The organism is Undibacterium umbellatum (genome assembly GCF_014284125.1).
In the GTDB taxonomy this organism is placed as follows: domain Bacteria; phylum Pseudomonadota; class Gammaproteobacteria; order Burkholderiales; family Burkholderiaceae_D; genus Undibacterium; species Undibacterium umbellatum.
The window spans coordinates 1-18345 of record NZ_JACOFX010000037.1; the positions used below are offsets into that span (position 1 = coordinate 1).

Below are 18345 nucleotides of genomic sequence, written 5' to 3' on the forward strand. Positions count from 1 at the left end.
TCAGTGCAGACAACTCAGGAGACTTCAACGACACCTCGGCAGCGGTTTATCTGCGCTATAGCTTTGAGCCACGCAAGAGCCCGGTCGGCTTCCCGCCTGTCGCTCCCAAGGCTTACTATCAGGGTAATTAATGTATTAATTGAGAAAGCAAGATGAAAGTCATGAGATCCATTGTTAAATTTGTCAGCGCATGTGCACTGGTGCTGGGTGCAAGCACCAGTGCACATGCGCAAGATCCCAATGTAGAAGGACGTAACTTGCTGGCAGAAGGGAATAATAGTGCAGCCAGTAAAAAATTTGCCGAAGCCGCCAAGATCAATCCCTTTGATGCTTCTGCACTGAATAACCAGGCGGTAGCACTGGCCGCTCAAGGCGATAATGAAAAAGCCTTGAACTTGCTGGAAAGAGCAAGCCGCCTTGCGCCCAATCGTACCGATATCGCTGCCAACCTGAATGAATTGCGCAACTGGATGAACCGCAATACCCCGCAAGTCACGGCAGTGCAAAGAAAAGCCCCGGTTCCTGGTGCCTATCCCAATCAGGGGGATGTTCCGCCAGAGCCGCCTCCATTGTGGAAAAAATGAGTATGAATGAGTGCAAGCGTCACAAAATGAATAAGCTTATTTCTGGAACATTCTTGCAAATTGCTGAATTCTGAGGCACTATAGTTTTGAGATGCCCATTTTGATGGGCATAATCATGTATAAACAATAATTGAGCTGAATACATACGCAAATATTGATATGAAACACACTGCTTTCTTTTTCTTCTTTTATTTTAGCTATTCCAAGCCAAGGGCGGTGGAAAGACGGTAAGCACTCGAAGAAAAAGAGCTAAACCCAAATTCTAAAAAACCGCCCGATCAGGCGGTTTTTTTTTGCCCTTGCATTTATTACCAGTAAATCGCGATGAGGCCAGAAAACAAATTGAATAGTAATCATCTTTACCGGCCAGAATTTTTACTACATTGACAAATATTATTTTTTTTAAGAAATTTTCAGGAGAAGACATGCAACGCACCGATGATTTACGCATACGCGAAATGAAGGAACTGGTTCCACCCTCACATTTGATACGTGAGTTTGCCTGCTCCGAAAAAGCGTCGGAAACCGCCGCCAATGCCCGCACCGCCCTGCATCGTATCTTGCATGGTCAGGATGACAGACTCATGGTCGTCATTGGCCCTTGCTCCATCCATGACACCAAGGCCGCGATGGAATATGCCCAACGACTGGCAGCAGAGCGGCCACGTTTTGCCGGTGAGCTGGAAATCATCATGCGCGTGTATTTCGAAAAACCGCGCACCACAGTAGGCTGGAAAGGGCTCATTAATGACCCTTACCTCGACAACAGTTTCCGTATCAATGATGGTTTGCGCATTGCCCGTGAACTGCTGCTCAACATCAATGAACTGGGCCTGCCTGCAGGTACTGAATACCTTGACGTAATTAGCCCGCAATATATTGCTGACCTGATTAGCTGGGGCGCAATTGGTGCCCGCACCACTGAGTCACAAGTCCACAGAGAACTGGCATCCGGCCTGTCTTGCCCTGTAGGTTTCAAGAACGGCACTGACGGCAATGTCAAAATTGCGGTTGACGCGATCAAGGCTGCCTCTCAACCACATCATTTTTTATCCGTGACCAAGGGCGGCCATTCCGCGATTGTCTCTACCAATGGCAATGAAGACTGCCATATCATTCTGCGCGGTGGCAAGACACCCAATTATGATGCCCTTAGCGTTGATGCTGCCTGCAAGGACATCGCCAGCAGCGGCCTGGCGTCACGCCTGATGATTGATGCTTCACATGCCAATAGCTCGAAAAATCCTGCCAACCAGATACCCGTATGCGCTGACATAGGCAAACAAATTGCCGATGGCGATACTCGCATTGTGGGTGTCATGATCGAATCCCATCTGGTCGCTGGTCGCCAGGACCTGGTGCCAGGCAAGGAACTGGTCTATGGTCAATCCGTGACAGATGGTTGCATCGATTGGGAGTCAAGTATCAAAGTGCTGGAAGGGCTGGCTGAGGCAGTAAAACAAAGGCGGTTGAAGCAGTCTTATTGAACCTGCACTTTCAAATATCCTTAGCTACTCTAGAGTTTCATGCTTACTTTGCCTGCAAAAGTGATTGTTTCTGCAAAAATGCCAGGCAAGCTGGATCATGAGCAAAGACTGATCGCAGAGTATGCAGGCAGTCTCGACCTGCCAGTCGAGACTGCCTCAGAAAAAATGATGGAGCGCGGGAAGTTAGCACTTTCAGTTGACACGCTGGTGATGGGGACGGTGCCCTTCGTGCACCATGCTTTACGTTTGCTGGGAACGCAATTGCCGGAGCATACACCGTACCCTGAAGTATTGAAGCCCTGGCTGTACCGGAAAGTATGGCAAGAAAAAAGCTTGCGACGTGTGCTGGATCGTTTGGAGAATGGCGGGCCACGGGTGTTCGTCAAGCCAGTTTCAGGCTGGAAGCGATTTACTGGATTTGTTCCAGAATTTGCTGACGACTATCGGTTTAACGGGGTTTCTAAAAGCATGCCAGTATGGGTTTCAGAACCAGTCACTTTTTTGAGCGAATGGCGGGTGTATGTTTTGTATGGAAAAATTCAGGATATCAAACTCTGTGATCATCGCGGTGATGGAACTATGCGGCCAGACATGAATGTCATAGAGAAGGCGCTGCAAGCACTATTGGATGCCCACATTGCACCAGCAGGTTTTGCCATTGATTTTGGTGTCACACCGCAAGGAAAGACTGCACTCATAGAAATGAATGACGGTTTTTCATTTGGTGCTTATGACGGACTTTCTGCAAGAATATATTGGGATATTACTTGGGCGAGATGGCGTGAAATTTTGCTTCTTACAGCAGGTCGATAGGTATGGAACCGATGTTTCTTGATGACCCCGCATTGTTTTCGGTTTGGGCGACTCCTGACCCGAATAGCAAATTGGCTGCTGCAAAGCATTTGGCCGAGCTGTATAAGAATTATTTGAGTCTTGCTCAGTGTTATCAAGAGGTGAGTAAAGCGGTTAAACTTGATAGACGAATGCAAGTTTTTTGTACGTTGGGATGGAAAACTGCGCTTGAACTAGCAAGTGCCGCCCCACCCAGTGGATTCTTGGCCGGCACCAGTGTCGTCGCAGAAGAAACCGGCGATCCACATATAAACTCGTTTTGCAGTAAACATCAAAGCTATTTTTGGCGCTCTTGTGGTGTTTGTGATGAGAATTATATTTCTTATGGCAGTGGTGATTTGCTGTTTAGAGAATGAGTTATTTGTCTGCACAATAGCCATGTGTTCAGCTGTAGCAAGACAGGTAGCGGCGAGGAAAATCAATACCGCTTTGTTAACGTCATCTGATCCCCCTCACGCCGCATTTCCATACGGTTCAAGAAAGACATGCCCAGCAAAGGCACATCCAGACCTCCTTCTATCACCGAGGCATCAACCTGATTGAGTTCCACGTCGCCAATCCTGACTGTATCCAGTTTGATGATATACGTGGGGACAACGCCGCCCGCAGTGCGGCTTGAGCTTAGCTGACCTTTTTTATAGTTGATACCTAGCCGGATGGCATCAGCAGCGGGCAGGGCGATCAGGCTGGCTCCGGTATCGACCATCATATTCACGCTGCCACCATTGACCGTTGCCTGTGCCATGAAGTGGCCGCGGTCACCAGCTTTCAAGACGACACTACTATTATTGCTGGCCGCGGACCTGTGCACTGTCTGCCCCAGGATCAAGACCTTGCGCTTGCCATTCACCATGACAGTGGCTGATTCGCGATCTGCATCGATGAGTTTGGTGTCGCTGCTGATATTGCTGCCTACTGTATAAGTTTTAGGTGGTGCGCCATCTACCACCAGGATAGCCTTGCCCGGGAACAAGCCAACCACACCTATATCGGTCGCATGGCTCAATGCGGAGCAAACCAGCAAGCTCATAGCACTGAGTCGTTTCAAATATTTCACAGATAATGGCATTATTGGCTTAATCTAGTTGTTAGTCGCGGAAATTGTTGAATTCCAAAGGCAGGTCCTTGATTTCCTTGCGCAACATCGCCATTGCGGCTTGCAGGTCATCACGCTTGGTACCAGTGACACGTACTGCATCGCCTTGTATGCTCCCTTGCACTTTCAGTTTGCTGTCCTTGATGGCTTTAACGATTTTCTTGGCATCTTCGGTTTCTATACCGTTCTTTACCTTGATACCTTGCTTGACTTTGTCGCCGCCAATTTTTTCGATCTTACCCATATCGAGAAAACGCACGTCGACATTGCGCTTGGCCAGTGTCATCGTCAATTCCAGGCGAACCTGATCAAGATGAAATTCGGAATCGCCATAGATCGTCAATTCACGGTCTTTTTGTTCGACTTTGGCGCTACTGCCTTTCAGGTCAAAGCGGTTGGTGACCACTTTATTGGTTTGATCAATGGCATTCTTGACATCAACCATGTTCGCTTCAGAGACGGTATCGAAAGAGGGCATCTTGCTTCCTTGCATAAAATGATGAATTAACCGCCATTTTAGCAAATGCAGGCAGGCATGAGAGAGCAAAGGCTATAATTCGGGTCTTATGACGAATTTACTCACATTTTCAGCAGATTATTCTCTGCAAAGCTTGAATACCTTTGGTATTGCGGCCCGTGCCAGGCAATTTTTGCGTATAGAGCAGCTAACGCAACTGCAAGCCATCTTTGCCGATGCCCAGCTTAAAGCTCTGCCACGCCTGGTCCTGGGAGGTGGCAGCAATCTGGTGTTGTCTGATCAGGTAGATGCCCTGGTTTTGCAGATGGGCTTGAAGGGCAGGCAAATCCTTGATGAGGATGAGGATTATGTCTACGTACAGGCAGCAGCAGGCGAGAACTGGCATGAGTTTGTGCTGTGGACGCTGGAGCAGGGCCTGGGCGGGATGGAAAATCTCTCTCTGATACCTGGCACCGTAGGTGCTGCACCGATACAGAATATCGGTGCCTACGGAATGGAAATCCAGGATGTATTCACCGGCCTGACTGCTTTTGATTTTACCAGCGGCGAGTTGGTCGATATCGACAAGGCAACATGTGCTTTTGCCTATCGAGATAGTATTTTCAAGCGGGAGTATAAAGACCGCATGGTCATCGTCAACGTACGTTTTGCGTTGCCAAAGCGCTGGCAGGCAAGATTGGCTTATGTCGATGTCGCGCAATACCTACGTCAGCATCAGATAGATAGCCCGACGCCCAAGGACATCAGTGCCGCCATCATTGAAATACGTCAGGCCAAATTACCAGACCCAGCCAACATAGGTAATGCAGGCAGCTTTTTCAAGAACCCGATCGTACCTGCAGCTCAGCGCGACAGTTTGCTGGCTGTGTATCCCACCCTGGTCAGCTACCGCCAGGATAGTGGCGATTACAAACTGGCAGCCGGCTGGCTGATAGATCAATGTGGCTGGAAGGGAAGGCAACTGGGTCGGGCGGGCGTGTATGAGAAGCAGGCGCTGGTGCTGGTTAATCATGGTGGTGCAACCGGGGCAGAGGTGCGGGCGCTGGCTCAGGCAGTATCCGCCGATGTATATGCCAGATTTGCTGTCAAATTAGAGGTAGAGCCAGTCTTTTTCTGATCGCGTTACTTTGCTCCACGCAGATAATGTTGGCAAGACAATCCATGCCCAGTTTGAGTATGTCTGCCAGTTTTGCAGTGACGATTCAATGTTAAATCTGATCCAAAAAAATATCATTCTGAGTTTTTATGTCCGAATCCAATAATGTGCATGCTGCAAATGAGCCTGGAAAAGCAGAGGGTGGGCTGGAGCCACAATTACCTGCTACTTCGCCTGAAAACATAAGTGCCGAAGAAAAACCAGAGTGGGGGCGTTTAATCAATGAGACTTTAAGAACCAGTTTCTTAAAGCATCCACGCTGGGAAGGAATACCCGCTTCACCGGTCATCATGTTGATCCTGGTGACTGGGTACATACTCGCTACCTTGTGTTTGCAGCGCCTGGCAATAGCGGGCCCTGCTGATTTTCATTTTCGCGCTATAGGCGCAAACTGGTTTGCGTTTGCGTCATGGGCCTGGCTTTGTTTCAGCTTGCGCCGGGATCCTGTTAAACCGGATGGAAGCAATGGCAGCACGGCGCCCAGCGCCAGTCATTTATTTGTTCTCTCGATGGCGCAAGGCCTGTTTTTGTTCTTGATCTTAAACCTGCCTTTTGGCCTGTCGATGTACCTGGGCTGGATCACGTATGGCAGTTTCAGTCAGGTCATCAGTTGGCTGATCTACCTTGTTCCGCTCTTGTTAACGATAGCAATTCAATCAGTCTTTTTGTGGAGAGCATGTGATCGCCGTGCTTGGTCCATGGTGCTCATATTCTTTGTCACCGTCAGCAGCATTGCGATGCAAATCACTACCCGTCCTCCACATTTCTGGTATCCGAAACGAGTGGAAAGCAGCGAAGCAGATAGTAGTGATAGGACGCCGGATATTTCTCAGGAAGTATTTGAGGCGCAAGCGGCATTGTTCCAGGAGAAAATGAGCGGGCTTCAGCCGCAAAGGACTGGAATTATTGATCTGTATAGCCTGAACTTTGCACCTTATGGTGATGAAAATGTCTTCCTGAATGAAACCAGCATGGTCACGCAAGTCATGGAGAAACGGTTTGATGCTGCTGGGCGCAGTCTGCAACTTGTGAATAACCCCGGTACCATGAATAGCCTGCCCTGGGCAACTCCATTGAACCTGCAGCGGGCCATACAACACGTGGCAAAACGTATGGATGTCAATGAAGATATCCTGTTCCTGCATATGTCTTCCCATGGTGCCAGCGATGGCGAATTGTCGGCCGGGATGTGGCCGTTGACGGTTAACACCGTTACACCAGAAGACTTGAAACGTTGGCTGGGTGAGGCTGGCATCAAGCACAGGGTAATATCAATTTCTGCCTGCTATGCCGGCAACTGGATTGCACCCTTGTCAGATGCTGACACGCTGGTAATGACCGCATCTGATGCCGATCATACTTCCTATGGTTGTGGCAGTAAATCAGACCTGACTTTTTTTGGTCGCGCCATGTACGATGAACAGTTACGCAATAAGACTCTGTCTTTTGAAACTGCGCTTGCTTCGGCAAGACCCATTATCAAACAGCGCGAAGAAGAGGCTGGCAAGACCGATGGCTATTCCAATCCACAAATAGCAATGGGTGCGAATATTCGCGACAGGTTGAAATTACTTGAGCTGCGCTTGCCCTCAGCGCAACCTCTTCCATGAAGAAATGGCAGCGATGCCGTTGCCACTGGCACTGGCCGGTACGCGATATGTCAATTCATCGCCCTTGAGTTCGAATTGGCTGGTTTGCTCGCTGCCATCCCAGTTGGGGAGGGATGCATGTTCTATTCTGAACACCAGCACATTACGTTCGGTATCGATAAAGCAACGGCCATAATGTGAGCTGGTGTCGATGGCGGCTGCGCGATATTCAGCTTCTGTACCTTTGCGTTTGTCGCCGCTTGCAAATTTGCTGCGTATGGATTTGTAGATCTGTAAAGAGTAATACCCATTTTCATCAACGATGAGTAAGCCATGGGGATTGATGCCAAAACTGGCACTTTGGCTACCATCGGCGCGTATTTCTGGTGCGGCCGTCAGCTTCCAGGTGCCAGATAAGCGCTTTTGTGCTTGCATGTGCTTGTCTATGTCTTGCTCCATGAAAGCATGGGCGGGCGGGCTTAGTAGTGCAATGCAGTTCAGTGCCATGCATGCTATTTTGTTGAATGTATTATTCATGCTTGCTCCTTGTCAGGCACTTGCGCGCAGCTGAGCTGACAGCCAGTAGTAATTTACCGGTAGTGCGACGTGACTCAAGATCGGCGTGTGCCAGGCTTGCCTGCTCCAGTGGATAGATATGATGTATGCGCAAATCGACTATGCCATCGCGCAGCCAGCTTATGGCTCGCTGACTGCGGTATTTGAGACTCTCCGCGTCTGCAACATGGTGGGCGAGGGTAGGGCGCGTCAAAAACAAGGATCCCTGGCGACACAAGTGCATGGGGTCAATGGGTGGCACATTGCCGCTGGATTGACCAAACAGCACCAAGCTCCCAAGAGGGCGTAATAATGCCATGCTGCCTTGATAAGTTTGCAGCCCCACTGAGTCGTAAACAACATGCACACCTTGCTGCAGCGTCAAATCCTTTACGGCACGGATGAAATCAGTCTCGCTGTACAGTACTACATGATCAGCACCGGCTGCTAGTGCCAGGCTGGCTTTCTCTGAAGTTGATACCGTACTGATGACTGTGAGCCCTTTGTGTTTCAGTATCTGGGTCAGCAGCAGGCCAACTCCGCCTGCACCGGCATGCACTAGTGCCGTCTCGCCAGCTTGCGCACGATAACTGGTTTCACATAGGTATTGTGCTGTAACGACTTGCAGCATGGCTGCTGCCGCATCGTGCGTACTCACGTCTGCTGGTAATACGATCAGTTTCCAGGCTGGTATGGAAAGGTGTTCCGCATAAGATCCTGCTTGCGATAGCCATGCCACCCTGCTGCCAGATGGTATAGACGCATTTCCTGCTATCACAATCCCAGCACCCTCGACGCCAGGGATGCAAGGCAGGATGGCTGGATTTTGTCCATTGCGCTGGTACACATCTGCATAATTTACCCCGGCGTAGCTAACCTGTACCAGCACCTCGCCATTTTTTTGCAAAGGCATTGCCACGTCACGTAACTCCAGTACGTCCGGACCACCTTGCGAAAATAATTGTATTGCTTGCATAGTCTTTCTCTCGTTGAACGAATGACTCGCAGCTTAATCAAAGTAGCAGAAAAAGAAAATTACTGAAATCTTCGCCCGGACTGTGCATAATTGCACCATGATGAATTGGGATGATCTACGTTATTTTTTGGCGCTCGTCGACAGCGGCACCTTGACCGGCGCTGCGCGTCGCCTGCAAGTTGAGCATACGACGGTTGCAAGGCGCATTGATGCGCTGGAGGTGGCGCTAGGTTTGCGATTATTTGACAGGCTGGTGCGTGGCTGGCAATTGACGACTGAAGGACGGGACCTGGTTGCTCATGCCCGGGAGGTGGAAGAACGCTGGTTCAGTTTTGAAAGAAAAGCACTGCAGACAGGAAAAATGGAGGGAGTAGTGCGCATTTCTGCACCTCCTACATTATCCACCTTTGTACTTGCTCCTAATCTGAAAAAAATATGCACCAGCCTGGCTGACATAGAACTGGAATTACAGGCTGAACGTCACCATGTCAGCTTGGGCAAGCGCGAAGCAGATATAGCCCTGCGCATGACGCGCCCGCAAACTGCGGGCCTGGTCATTAAACCCCTTGCCAGCGTAGGCTACGGACTGTATGCCAGCAAATCCTATCTGAAGAAACATGCCGCCGGGGATTGGGAATTTATTGCATATGAAAAAAATTCTCCCACGCCACATCACCAGTGGCTGGAAAATTACCTGGGACAACGCAAAGTCAACCTACGCAGCAATGATCAGATGGTCATGGCGCAATGTGCGGCCGCAGGTGTAGGGGTCACTGTATTACCACATTATTTACATCAGATTCACCGTGATTTGTATCGCATAGAGCAAGATGCAAGTATCGTACAAAGAAAACTCTGGCTGGTCATGCACGATGATGTCAGGCGATCTCCCAGAGTAAGGGCAGTGGCTGACCAATTAATAGAGTTGTTTGCAAATGAAGCAATACAAAACTTGCTGAACTAATATTTTTCTTTCTGCTTGCAGTAATTTTTAACAAATTAGACGCCTTGACAGGATTGCTGCACTGCACGCACAGACGCTGGACGCAGTATCATAAGGTTTTAGAACTTTGAGGTGTTGCCAAATGGATACCTTGGTAATTATTGATATGCAAAACGCCTGGCTGCATGGTGGAACGCCACGTTTTGACAAGACTAATGTGATTACCCGTATCAGTCGTGCTGCTGAGCATGTTCGTCAGCATGGTGGACAAGTCATCTTTGTGCGCCATTCCAATGATGATGCAATGTTAGGCTCGGCAGGCTGGGAGGTGATACCAGAGTTGCCTTTTACTCCTGGCGATGTATTTGTTGATAAGACCGCCTGTGACTCTTTTGCTGAGACAGGTTTGCTGGCACATTTGAAAATCACTGGTGCGCGCAATTTGATCTTGTGCGGCCTGGCAACTGAATTTTGTGTGGATACGACTGTACGGTCAGCAGCATCTCACGGGTTTGATGTAACAGCTTTATCAGATGCCCATACAACGGGGGACAGGCCGCATATGCGGGCAGAAAAAATAGTCGAACATCATAACTGGGTGTGGTCGAATATTGCCACGCCCGTCAATAGCCGCATCATGGTGCGTACGACGGAAGAGGTGTTTGGTATCCGGGTTTGATGCATTAAGTGTGGTCGGAGTCAAGAGTGAGCTTGTTCCTGCACTCATAAACTTGCCCAGGCCTTACATGCTTATTTGGAGCAGCCCATATCTTTCAGGTTGGCCTCAATTTTACGCCTGCTGTCAGCCATGGCTTCCATTTCTTGCGCGCTGCCACCTACTTTCTGATTGGTGCTTACAGCACTGATCTGCCTGCGTACATTCTCACATGCCTCTTGCTTGCGCGCAGCTTCACTGGCATCAGGTTTGCCGCTCTCTTTTGAATTCATCCCGTTTGTCGCTTTGCGCTCAGCGGCCAGATGGCGGTTGACGTCATCCTCATTCGAGCGGCCAATAAATTTGCGGTCATTCTCTTTTTCTGCCATACAGTCGCTTTCTATCTTGAGGCGTATGTCATTGGAATTGCCGCGCAGGGCATAGACATCTGCAACCAATCTGCGCTGGTCCCCGGTCTTGGCATCTGCTGCCACTTTATCCTGGAATGCGCCACCTTCCTTTAGCCATAGTATTTTTTTTGCTTCTTCCCCACGGCGTATGCAATTCGCATCCAGCGGAGGTTTGTCTGAAGTTGACGGGCTGGGATTTTTCTTGATCAATTGACCGGCTTGGCCATTGTCGCAGGGCTTGTCCTGGTAGGTACTGCCACAGCGATACAAATTTTGCGCCTGAGCTGTCGTGGCAAAGCCGGTGCTTAAACCCACCAACAGGGATGCTGAAATGCCAAGGGATGTGGTGAGGGCGCGAAATGTTAACATACTGAGTAAGCCTGTTTTTGAAAATCTTTAAAGCTGAACTTTACCATCCCCGATGGTAAAATGGTCAAAACACTCACAAGGTTTTTAGTTCACGGCTTGTATCTCCAATAGTCCTGCTTATACGTGAGCAAGTTGCCAAAGCGATGACTGCTTATCGTTTTATCCTTTCTCTTGCATAGAGGGTGTAGCTGTGTCTGGATTGATCCGTCATATTTTCACAGTACTACTTGGCTTGTTTTCCTGTCGATTTGGCCGCAAGTGCACAGGCGTTGCGAACAGGGTTTGCACATATTTTTGGATTGGCCCCTGGGACACAGGTATCAAGACTTTGAAGAGTGATAAGTATTTTCTGCTTGCAGAATCCGCACAACTGGATTTTGTGATTAGAACTGGATTGCTGGCTCCCATGCTGGCGAGCGGCACGGCCTTTGTGAATGTATCGCAGCTGGTGAGTTTTATGAGGCCGGTACGTCTTTTTCAACGAGTGCGGGTAGATACCCGTATCATGTATGCAAATGAAAAATGCACCTATTTTTCACATGAAATCTATACACGCGATACTCTGCATGCAGAGGTGCTGGTCAAGATGAAGTTTAAACGAGGGAGTTTAAGCGTGGGACCATTTGCATTGCTGCAAATACGTTTTGACGAACCACCAGCCCAATTGCTGGCCTGGGATCAGACCCTGCAAGCGATGGCATCAGCCCGTGGTGTGTAACAATAAATCTATCGTCCACCTGATACGTCAACAAAGCTGCCCGTGATATAAGAAGCCGCATCACTCAACAAAAAACAGATAGCCGCAGCTACTTCTTCGGGTGCGCCGCCGCGTTGCATGGGGACGCCAACTTTTAATCTTTCGACGCGGTTGGCTTCACCGCCGTCAGCATGCATGGTGGTATAAATCAAGCCAGGCCGCACACAGTTGACGCGTATGCCTTCATTTGCCACTTCTATCGATAAACCCTTGGTCAGGGTATCAATCGCGCCCTTGGTGGCCGCATAATCAATATATTCATTCGCTGAACCTAGTCGCGCCGCGGCTGATGACACATTCACGATGGCGCCACCTCGACCACCATGCCTGGTCGACATACGTTTCACCGCTTCGCGGCAACATAAAAAATAACTGGTGACATTGGTGCTGAGCAAGCGGTTGATACGTTTTGCCGTCAAATCCTCCAGCCGGCATTGTTGCATGAGGATGCCCGCATTATTGACCAGTGCATCCAGCTTGCCCAATTGCGCATCCATCTCGGCAAACAGGCGCACGACTTCCACTTCGTTGGCAACATCAGCCTGTATGGCAATGGAAGTGCCACCTTGCGCCTGTATCTCTTGCACGACTTGCTGTGCAGCTTCATGGTTGTGCAGGTAATTGATGCAGACTGCGTAACCGGCGGCTGCCAATTGCTGTGCCGTGGCAGCACCTATGCCGCGACTGCCACCTGTGACCAATGCTACTTTTGTCATGGCTACTCCCTCTTAATTGATGAATGGAATCATGCATCAAAATTGCGAAAAATAAATCATCACAGCATGGTAACCGGGATGAAGATTTTTCGCAGATGGCGTAGAGTTTGAAAGGGTTTTTTCGAGAGTGGGGTGGTGCGTATGGCGCACCCTGCTGTAATGCATCCCCAGCAATTGCTAGGGGATGCTGTGGGTAATTAGCCTTTGCTCCTGGCTTCTATCACTTCCCATTTTTCCAGTGCGTCCAGCAATTGCTCATCAATTTCAGTATGCCGTGCATTCAATTGATTGGCTTGCTCAGGGCCGTTTTTATACAGATTGGCATCGGCCAGTTTTGCGGTGATGGATGCCTGCTCAGCTTCCAGTGCCGCGATCAGCTTGGGCAGTTCTTCCAGCTCACGTTGCTCTTTGTAGCTGAGTTTTTTCGGTTTGGCTGCTGCCGGTGCACTCATGGTCGATACGGCTGCCACTGCTGGTTTTTGCTCGGTCTTCGCTGTTTTGGTGACCGGCACTGTGCTGCGGTAGCGTTCCCAGTCACTATAACCACCGATAAATTCACGCCATTGGCCTTCACCTTCAGCCACGATAACCTGGGTCACTACATTGTCGAGGAAGGTACGGTCATGGCTGACCAGAAAGACAGTGCCAGTGTATTCTTCCAGCAATTCTTCCAGCAATTCCAGCGTATCGATATCCAGATCATTGGTCGGTTCATCCAGCACCAGTGCGTTGGCTGGTTTGGCGAACAAACGGGCCAGCAACAGGCGGTTGCGTTCACCACCTGAGAGTGATTTAACCGGTGAGCGGGCGCGTTCTGGGGCGAACAAAAAGTCACCCAGATAAGACATCACATGCTTGCGCTGGCCATTGACTTCTACCCAGTCACTACCCGGCGCTATCGTGTCTGCCAGGCTGGCTTCTTCATCCAGTTGCGCGCGCATCTGGTCAAAGTAAGCGATCTGCAATTTGCTGCCTTGTTTGATGGTACCGCTGTCTGGTTCATCCTGGCCCAAAATCAGTTTCAGCAGGGTAGTTTTACCGGCACCATTCTGGCCTATCAGGCCAACCTTGTCGCCACGCAAAATAATGCTGGAGAAATCATCAATGATGACTTTCTCGCCAAAGCGTTTGCTGACATTTTCCAGTTCGGCCACGATCTTGCCTGAACGTTCACCAGAGCCTACATCCAGCTTGACCTGGCCTTGCTGTTCACGGCGGGCGCTGCGTTGCAGGCGCAATTGTTCAAGGCGCTTGACGCGGCCTTCATCGCGCACGCGACGGGCTTTGACGCCTTTGCGTATCCAGATTTCTTCTTGCGCCAAAAATTTGTCAAACTTGGCGTTTTCTACTTCTTCATTTTCCAGCAGATCTGCTTTGCGGGTTTGGTAAGTCGTGAAATTGCCAGGGAAAGAAGTCAGCTTGCCGCGATCCAGTTCTATGATGCGCGTCGCTACATTATCCAGAAAACTACGATCATGGGTGATAAACAGCACACTGCCTTTAAAGTCTTTCAGTAGAACTTCCAGCCACTGTATCGATGAGAAATCCAGATGATTGGTTGGTTCGTCCAGCAGCAGGACATCAGGTGCACTGACTAGCGCACATGCCAGGGCCACGCGCTTTTTCATACCGCCTGACAGCGTGCCCATGATGGCGTCTTTTGACAGGTTCAGCTTGTCCAGTGTGGTTTCTACCTTGTTACCCAAGCTCCAGGCATCTGCTGCATCCAGTTTTACCTGTATGTCATGCATGCGCTCCATCAGGGCATCATCATTGTCACCGCCAAACTGGCCAGTCAGAGCTTCATATTCCTGCAACAGGGCAGGCAGCTCACCCAGACCAGATGCAACCGCATCAAACACGCTAAGCTCCATGTCAAATTGCGGTTCCTGCTCGACATAGGCAATCTTGATACCTTGCTGCATGACCAGCAGGCCATCATCAATCTTGGAAGTGCGGGCAATGATCTTGAGCAAGGAAGATTTGCCCGTACCATTGCGCCCGATCAGGCCAACACGTTCGCCTGCTTCTATGGAAAACTCTGCATGATCGAGCAGAGCAACGTGACCGAATGCCAATTGGGCATCGCTTAATGAGATAACTGCCATAAAACCCTGTGGAACCGGCATCAGGGAGATGCGCGGACATAAATTAGAGAAAAGCAGTATTGTACGCTAGCTAGGCGGCTAAACTCACCTGCTGAATTGATTGTTGGCCCAAGCTCAGGTAAGATGGCGGGCTGATTGAGAAATGCACAAGTAAAACCGGGTATTTCTCACCGTGTCTCGCCGTAGTTCAATGGATAGAACGTATGCCTCCTAAGCGTAAGATACAGGTTCGATTCCTGTCGGCGGGACCAGGCACCCAAAGTAATAGCCCCCTAAAATCAACATAATCCAAATAAAATCAAAGGGTTAGCGTTGATATCCAAGAATGTCAAAACTACAAAATAACACTTAAAAACGTTGTTTTCTGTTAGCCTTTACGAAAAATTTACGAACAATTTACGAACATGGCTAGCTTCAAAAAGGCAGTGAACGCTTGGCGCGTCCAAATTGCTATCAAAGGTGTACGCGAATCTGCGTCCTTTTCCACCAAGGCAGAGGCCGTAGCCTGGGCCGCAGAGCGCGAAACTCAGATCCGGCGCGACATTTCTGAGGGAATAAATACCAAAAAAACAGTAGGTGATGCCTTTGACCGTTACGGAAAAGAGGTTTCCATCCACAAAAAAAAGCCAAAATGGGAGCAAGTACGCCTGGCCACCCTGGGCGAAGAGCTGATCGGCAAAGTCAAATTGCGTGATTTTAATATCACGGCCGTCACTGCCGATACCCTCGGCAAATGGCGCGACAAGCGTATTAACGTCGACAAAGTGGCCGGTTCAACGGTCAATCGTGATCTTTCATTGCTATCCCATGTGTTCAGCACCGCCAGGCGCGAATGGAAGTGGATCTCATCCAGCCCCACGACTGACGTGCGCAGGCCCAAAAACCCCGCACCACGTGACAGATTGATATCAGAAGACGAGATCGACCGTATCACGCTGGCATCCGGCTTTTGTGAAGAGGTCGCCAAACAGAAAAAGCAACAAGTAGGCATAGCGTTTCTATTTGCCATCGAAACCGCCATGCGTGCCGGCGAAATCTGCGGGCTTAAGCCTGGTGACATCAACGGCAACGTTGCCAAGCTGCACGACACCAAAAACGGCAAGCGCCGGGATGTTCCCCTGTCATCAAGGGCCGTCGAGCTGCTGGGATATTTGCCAACGCCCGAAGAGGGCAAAACACTGTTTGATCTGACATCATCGACTCTGGACGCCAATTTCAGAAAAATGAAAACGGCAGCAGATATTGACGGTCTAAATTTCCACGACACCAGGCACGAAGCCATTACAAGGCTGGCCAAGAAACTCAACGTGTTAGAACTGGCGCGCATGGTTGGGCATACTGATTTAAAAATGCTGCAAATCTATTACAACGAGACTGCAGCAGAGATAGCCAAGAAATTATAAAAAAAGCCACCAGATGGTGGCTGTCCTTAGTTTTTCTCGATATAGCTTTCTATCCACGCCAGTACTTCAGTGGCCTTATATAGTGGCTGCGCTCTGCCTGTCTTGGTTGGCAAGCGCCTGGCTTTAGGAAAGCTCGGCAAGCACGCCATACGCTCACGAACCACCTGCGGCTCTCGCTTCAGGATAGTTGCGATGTGGGCGATATCCCAATAGTCAACGGCAAGTGGTACAGCAGGCCGTACCTTTTCTGCCACGGCTGCAGCGAATTTTTCCAGAATTTCACGATCGCTCATATTGATGTTCCTTTCTTTTTATTTATTGTGGGTCCTGCGACTACAAATTATGTATAGTTAAAACTGCTGTTTGGAGGCTTAGTAGCAACGCTCTTTACTCGCAAAGGCCGTAAGCGGACGAACATGCAGTCGGCTCGTCCAGGTCAGTCAACAAGGAAAACTGCCTACCACCTCGGCTTGTTTTGGCCCATTCAACGACAGATAAAATCGTCGATGCCTGACCCTTGTGTCCCTGGGTACCAAGGTGAAAAAATGAGACAGGCGAACGCGGCCGACAGACTTCAGAAACCAGCGCCTCCCATTTGGCAATGCGCTCTATGTGTTCTGGGAACCGCTTTGCAATTGCATGCAGCTCCGCTTTGCTGCAATTGATGCAGGGCATACAGCCAACCCGCGTCATACCTTGCTTGTATAAAGGGTTTGGCTCAATGCCAGCCAATTCATGCGCTAAAAACACATCACGCACGTTCCAGCGCAATATAGGTCTGTAGTTGAAAAGGCCTCCGCCAACGACTTCAAACGATTTCACACATGCGCCAGTTCCCTGCAAGCGCGTCCGCCTTGAATGGCTTTCATCAATGCGTACACCTTGCCAAGACCAGACCGCATGTTCATCGTCAATGACATTCATGCAGTATTCGGTTAAAGGGATCGTTTTCAGATACTCGGTGCAAAATTGACGTTTTCTAGAGGGAAAACCACCCTTTAACATGCACATATCAAGATAAGGGTTCCCGGTGGTGTAAAGCAGCTCTAATGCCCGTGCTGCGGCCTCTGGCGTCCAGTTGTATTTAAACTTGCGCGTCCCATAAATTGCAGACTCTGGTTCACCTGCAGCAATGCGGGCCAGGTTGGCACGCTTAACAGCAAATTCGTCTGAAAAATCGGCGTGCACGACATCTACCTGAATATCCAACGCTGCCGGAAGGTAAGACAGCGCATATTTATATGTTTCTTCGTGCTCGTTTCCAGTGTCCGCAAAAACAAACCGGCAATTGGCTACGCCGTGTTGCTCGATGGCGAGTATTGCCGTCGCTGTACTATCTTTGCCGCCAGAAATTGAAACCACATGAATTATTGACATTTGTATTTTTCCGTAGTGATCAGCGAGGCGCAAAGCCATTATCCGCAAGCGCATCTGCAACCTTCAGCGCACCTTCCTGCATCAAATAGGCTTCATCAATACTGACAGCAAGCTGTTTAAATTCAGAAAACCCGATTCGCTTAAAAAATTGCGCCAAAGCCTGGGCCTGAGCCTCATTCATGTACGAAGTAATTTTCACCGTTCTCATTTCACTGCACCCCCACGTTTTCATTCACGATGACGGCCACTGTTTCAGCATCGATACCCAACAGCCGGGCAACTTCATCAAAGCGGGCCGTTTTGGTCTTACCAGGCTCATAAGTGACGGCATACGCCTGCAAAATACGGTGTTTAGCCACAATCATTTTTCACCTCGCCACGGTTTGACAGTGACGCCACAGGCACCGAAAAAGTCATAGGCTGCGCCAAAGACAGCGCAGGCGTCCTGGGCAATGGCGATGTACTCATACTTGCTTGTGACCGTTCTTACATAGACTTGAAAGCTCATATTTCGTCCTTTCTTTGGTTATTTTTCAGTCTGGAAAATCCAGCATTTCACTGATGTGGAAGGGGTGGCCATGGGTGATTGCGTGCTGCGGATCACGCTGTTGACAACCCGGTTTGTTTCTACAAATTTGCGGCGGCTGCTGGTTTTCAGCACCTTCTTCAAGTCGCGCAAAAGGGGTACTTGCTGACGTTTCTCCGTGGCCACCTGCAGGAAATGATTCAGATTGACTGCAATCAAAGACGGGTCACGCGAATGATTCAAGATCGACATATCCCCGTTATCCAGATAATCAAACGCCTCCCAGAATTCCTGCACGAGCACATGGT

Annotated in this window: 22 protein-coding genes, 1 tRNA gene and 1 pseudogene; 11 read left to right on the top strand and 13 right to left on the bottom strand. The window is 49.6% G+C overall.

The window, feature by feature from the left end:
- Positions 1-161 precede the first annotated feature (161 nt).
- The 4 genes from H8L47_RS28355 (at position 162) to H8L47_RS28370 (ending at position 3279) form a co-directional block, all read left to right on the top strand.
- Positions 162-584, top strand: a complete 423-nt coding sequence (locus H8L47_RS28355) for a tetratricopeptide repeat protein (RefSeq protein ID WP_222616717.1) — start codon at positions 162-164, stop codon at positions 582-584.
- Positions 585-1009: 425 nt separating this feature from the next.
- Positions 1010-2071 carry a 3-deoxy-7-phosphoheptulonate synthase AroG gene (gene aroG / locus H8L47_RS28360; protein ID WP_186957191.1) on the top strand — a complete coding sequence of 354 codons (1062 nt, stop codon included), beginning with the start codon at positions 1010-1012 and terminating at the stop codon, positions 2069-2071.
- A 39-nt stretch (positions 2072-2110) separates the two neighbouring features.
- The gene (locus H8L47_RS28365) at positions 2111-2884 is read left to right on the top strand and encodes an ATP-grasp domain-containing protein (RefSeq protein WP_186957192.1); all 774 of its coding nucleotides are present in this window, start codon (positions 2111-2113) and stop codon (positions 2882-2884) included.
- A 2-nt stretch (positions 2885-2886) separates the two neighbouring features.
- Positions 2887-3279 (top strand): hypothetical protein, encoded by a 393-nt coding sequence (locus tag H8L47_RS28370; RefSeq protein WP_186957193.1) that lies wholly within the window; start codon positions 2887-2889, stop codon positions 3277-3279.
- 62 nt (positions 3280-3341) lie between these two features.
- On the opposite strand, the gene H8L47_RS28375 is transcribed toward H8L47_RS28370, so the two are convergent.
- Both H8L47_RS28375 and H8L47_RS28380 read right to left on the bottom strand, forming a co-directional pair.
- A complete protein-coding gene (locus H8L47_RS28375; protein ID WP_305258232.1) occupies positions 3342-3980 on the bottom strand; it encodes a retropepsin-like aspartic protease family protein in 639 nt (212 codons plus the stop codon).
- 31 nt (positions 3981-4011) lie between these two features.
- Positions 4012-4497 (bottom strand): YajQ family cyclic di-GMP-binding protein, encoded by a 486-nt coding sequence (locus H8L47_RS28380; RefSeq protein WP_186957195.1) that lies wholly within the window; start codon positions 4495-4497, stop codon positions 4012-4014.
- A gap of 88 nt (positions 4498-4585) precedes the next feature.
- On the opposite strand from H8L47_RS28380, the gene murB reads away from it, so the two are divergent.
- Positions 4586-5614 (top strand): UDP-N-acetylmuramate dehydrogenase, encoded by a 1029-nt coding sequence (murB, locus tag H8L47_RS28385; protein WP_186957196.1) that lies wholly within the window; start codon positions 4586-4588, stop codon positions 5612-5614.
- A 128-nt stretch (positions 5615-5742) separates the two neighbouring features.
- Positions 5743-7263: a C13 family peptidase gene (locus H8L47_RS28390; RefSeq protein ID WP_186957197.1), complete on the top strand. Its 1521-nt coding sequence runs from the start codon at positions 5743-5745 to the stop codon at positions 7261-7263.
- On the opposite strand, the gene H8L47_RS28395 is transcribed toward H8L47_RS28390, so the two are convergent.
- Together H8L47_RS28395 and H8L47_RS28400 are read right to left on the bottom strand one after the other, a co-directional pair.
- Positions 7243-7779, bottom strand: coding sequence for a lipocalin-like domain-containing protein (locus H8L47_RS28395; protein ID WP_186957198.1), 537 nt, complete (start codon positions 7777-7779; stop codon positions 7243-7245). The genes H8L47_RS28390 and H8L47_RS28395 overlap by 21 nt on opposite strands.
- Complete coding sequence (locus H8L47_RS28400; protein ID WP_186957199.1) at positions 7772-8773, bottom strand: quinone oxidoreductase family protein; 1002 nt, start codon at positions 8771-8773, stop codon at positions 7772-7774. Before H8L47_RS28400 ends, H8L47_RS28395 begins: the two co-directional genes overlap by 8 nt.
- 97 nt (positions 8774-8870) lie before the next feature.
- Here H8L47_RS28400 and H8L47_RS28405 point away from each other — a divergent pair, with 97 nt between their 5' ends.
- A complete protein-coding gene (locus tag H8L47_RS28405; RefSeq protein ID WP_186957200.1) occupies positions 8871-9737 on the top strand; it encodes a LysR family transcriptional regulator in 867 nt (288 codons plus the stop codon).
- A gap of 121 nt (positions 9738-9858) precedes the next feature.
- Complete coding sequence (locus tag H8L47_RS28410) at positions 9859-10395, top strand: cysteine hydrolase family protein (RefSeq protein ID WP_186957201.1); 537 nt, start codon at positions 9859-9861, stop codon at positions 10393-10395.
- A gap of 71 nt (positions 10396-10466) precedes the next feature.
- On the opposite strand, the gene H8L47_RS28415 is transcribed toward H8L47_RS28410, so the two are convergent.
- Positions 10467-11150 (bottom strand): DUF4124 domain-containing protein, encoded by a 684-nt coding sequence (locus tag H8L47_RS28415; protein WP_186957202.1) that lies wholly within the window; start codon positions 11148-11150, stop codon positions 10467-10469.
- Between the two features lie 328 nt (positions 11151-11478).
- Between H8L47_RS28415 and H8L47_RS28420 the strand changes: the two genes are divergently transcribed.
- A complete protein-coding gene (locus H8L47_RS28420) occupies positions 11479-11868 on the top strand; it encodes a thioesterase family protein (protein WP_186957203.1) in 390 nt (129 codons plus the stop codon).
- Between the two features lie 8 nt (positions 11869-11876).
- On the opposite strand, the gene H8L47_RS28425 is transcribed toward H8L47_RS28420, so the two are convergent.
- Together H8L47_RS28425 and H8L47_RS28430 are read right to left on the bottom strand one after the other, a co-directional pair.
- A complete protein-coding gene (locus H8L47_RS28425) occupies positions 11877-12623 on the bottom strand; it encodes an SDR family oxidoreductase (RefSeq protein WP_186957204.1) in 747 nt (248 codons plus the stop codon).
- A gap of 197 nt (positions 12624-12820) precedes the next feature.
- A complete protein-coding gene (locus tag H8L47_RS28430) occupies positions 12821-14731 on the bottom strand; it encodes an ATP-binding cassette domain-containing protein (protein ID WP_186957205.1) in 1911 nt (636 codons plus the stop codon).
- Between the two features lie 176 nt (positions 14732-14907).
- On the opposite strand from H8L47_RS28430, the gene H8L47_RS28435 reads away from it, so the two are divergent.
- A tRNA-Arg gene (locus H8L47_RS28435) sits at positions 14908-14982 on the top strand.
- A gap of 153 nt (positions 14983-15135) precedes the next feature.
- Positions 15136-16134, top strand: coding sequence for a tyrosine-type recombinase/integrase (locus H8L47_RS28440; protein ID WP_186957206.1), 999 nt, complete (start codon positions 15136-15138; stop codon positions 16132-16134).
- A gap of 26 nt (positions 16135-16160) precedes the next feature.
- Here the strand turns inward: H8L47_RS28440 and H8L47_RS28445 are convergent, their stop codons facing one another.
- The 6 genes and pseudogenes from H8L47_RS28445 to H8L47_RS28470 all read right to left on the bottom strand — a co-directional run.
- On the bottom strand, positions 16161-16427 hold the full coding sequence (locus H8L47_RS28445) for a hypothetical protein (RefSeq protein WP_186957207.1): 267 nt from the start codon (positions 16425-16427) through the stop codon (positions 16161-16163).
- Positions 16428-16521: 94 nt separating this feature from the next.
- Entirely contained in the window at positions 16522-17511 is a 990-nt protein-coding gene (locus H8L47_RS28450) for a phosphoadenosine phosphosulfate reductase domain-containing protein (RefSeq protein WP_186957208.1), read from the bottom strand.
- A 19-nt stretch (positions 17512-17530) separates the two neighbouring features.
- Complete coding sequence (locus H8L47_RS28455) at positions 17531-17743, bottom strand: DUF7706 family protein (RefSeq protein ID WP_456243388.1); 213 nt, start codon at positions 17741-17743, stop codon at positions 17531-17533.
- Positions 17721-17876, bottom strand: a complete 156-nt coding sequence (locus tag H8L47_RS28460; RefSeq protein WP_186957210.1) for a hypothetical protein — start codon at positions 17874-17876, stop codon at positions 17721-17723. The genes H8L47_RS28455 and H8L47_RS28460 overlap by 23 nt, the downstream gene beginning before the upstream one ends.
- Positions 17873-18019, bottom strand: coding sequence for a hypothetical protein (locus H8L47_RS28465; protein WP_186957211.1), 147 nt, complete (start codon positions 18017-18019; stop codon positions 17873-17875). Before H8L47_RS28465 ends, H8L47_RS28460 begins: the two co-directional genes overlap by 4 nt.
- An 18-nt stretch (positions 18020-18037) precedes the next feature.
- A pseudogene (locus tag H8L47_RS28470) lies at positions 18038-18345 on the bottom strand (bifunctional DNA primase/helicase); the annotation flags it as partial.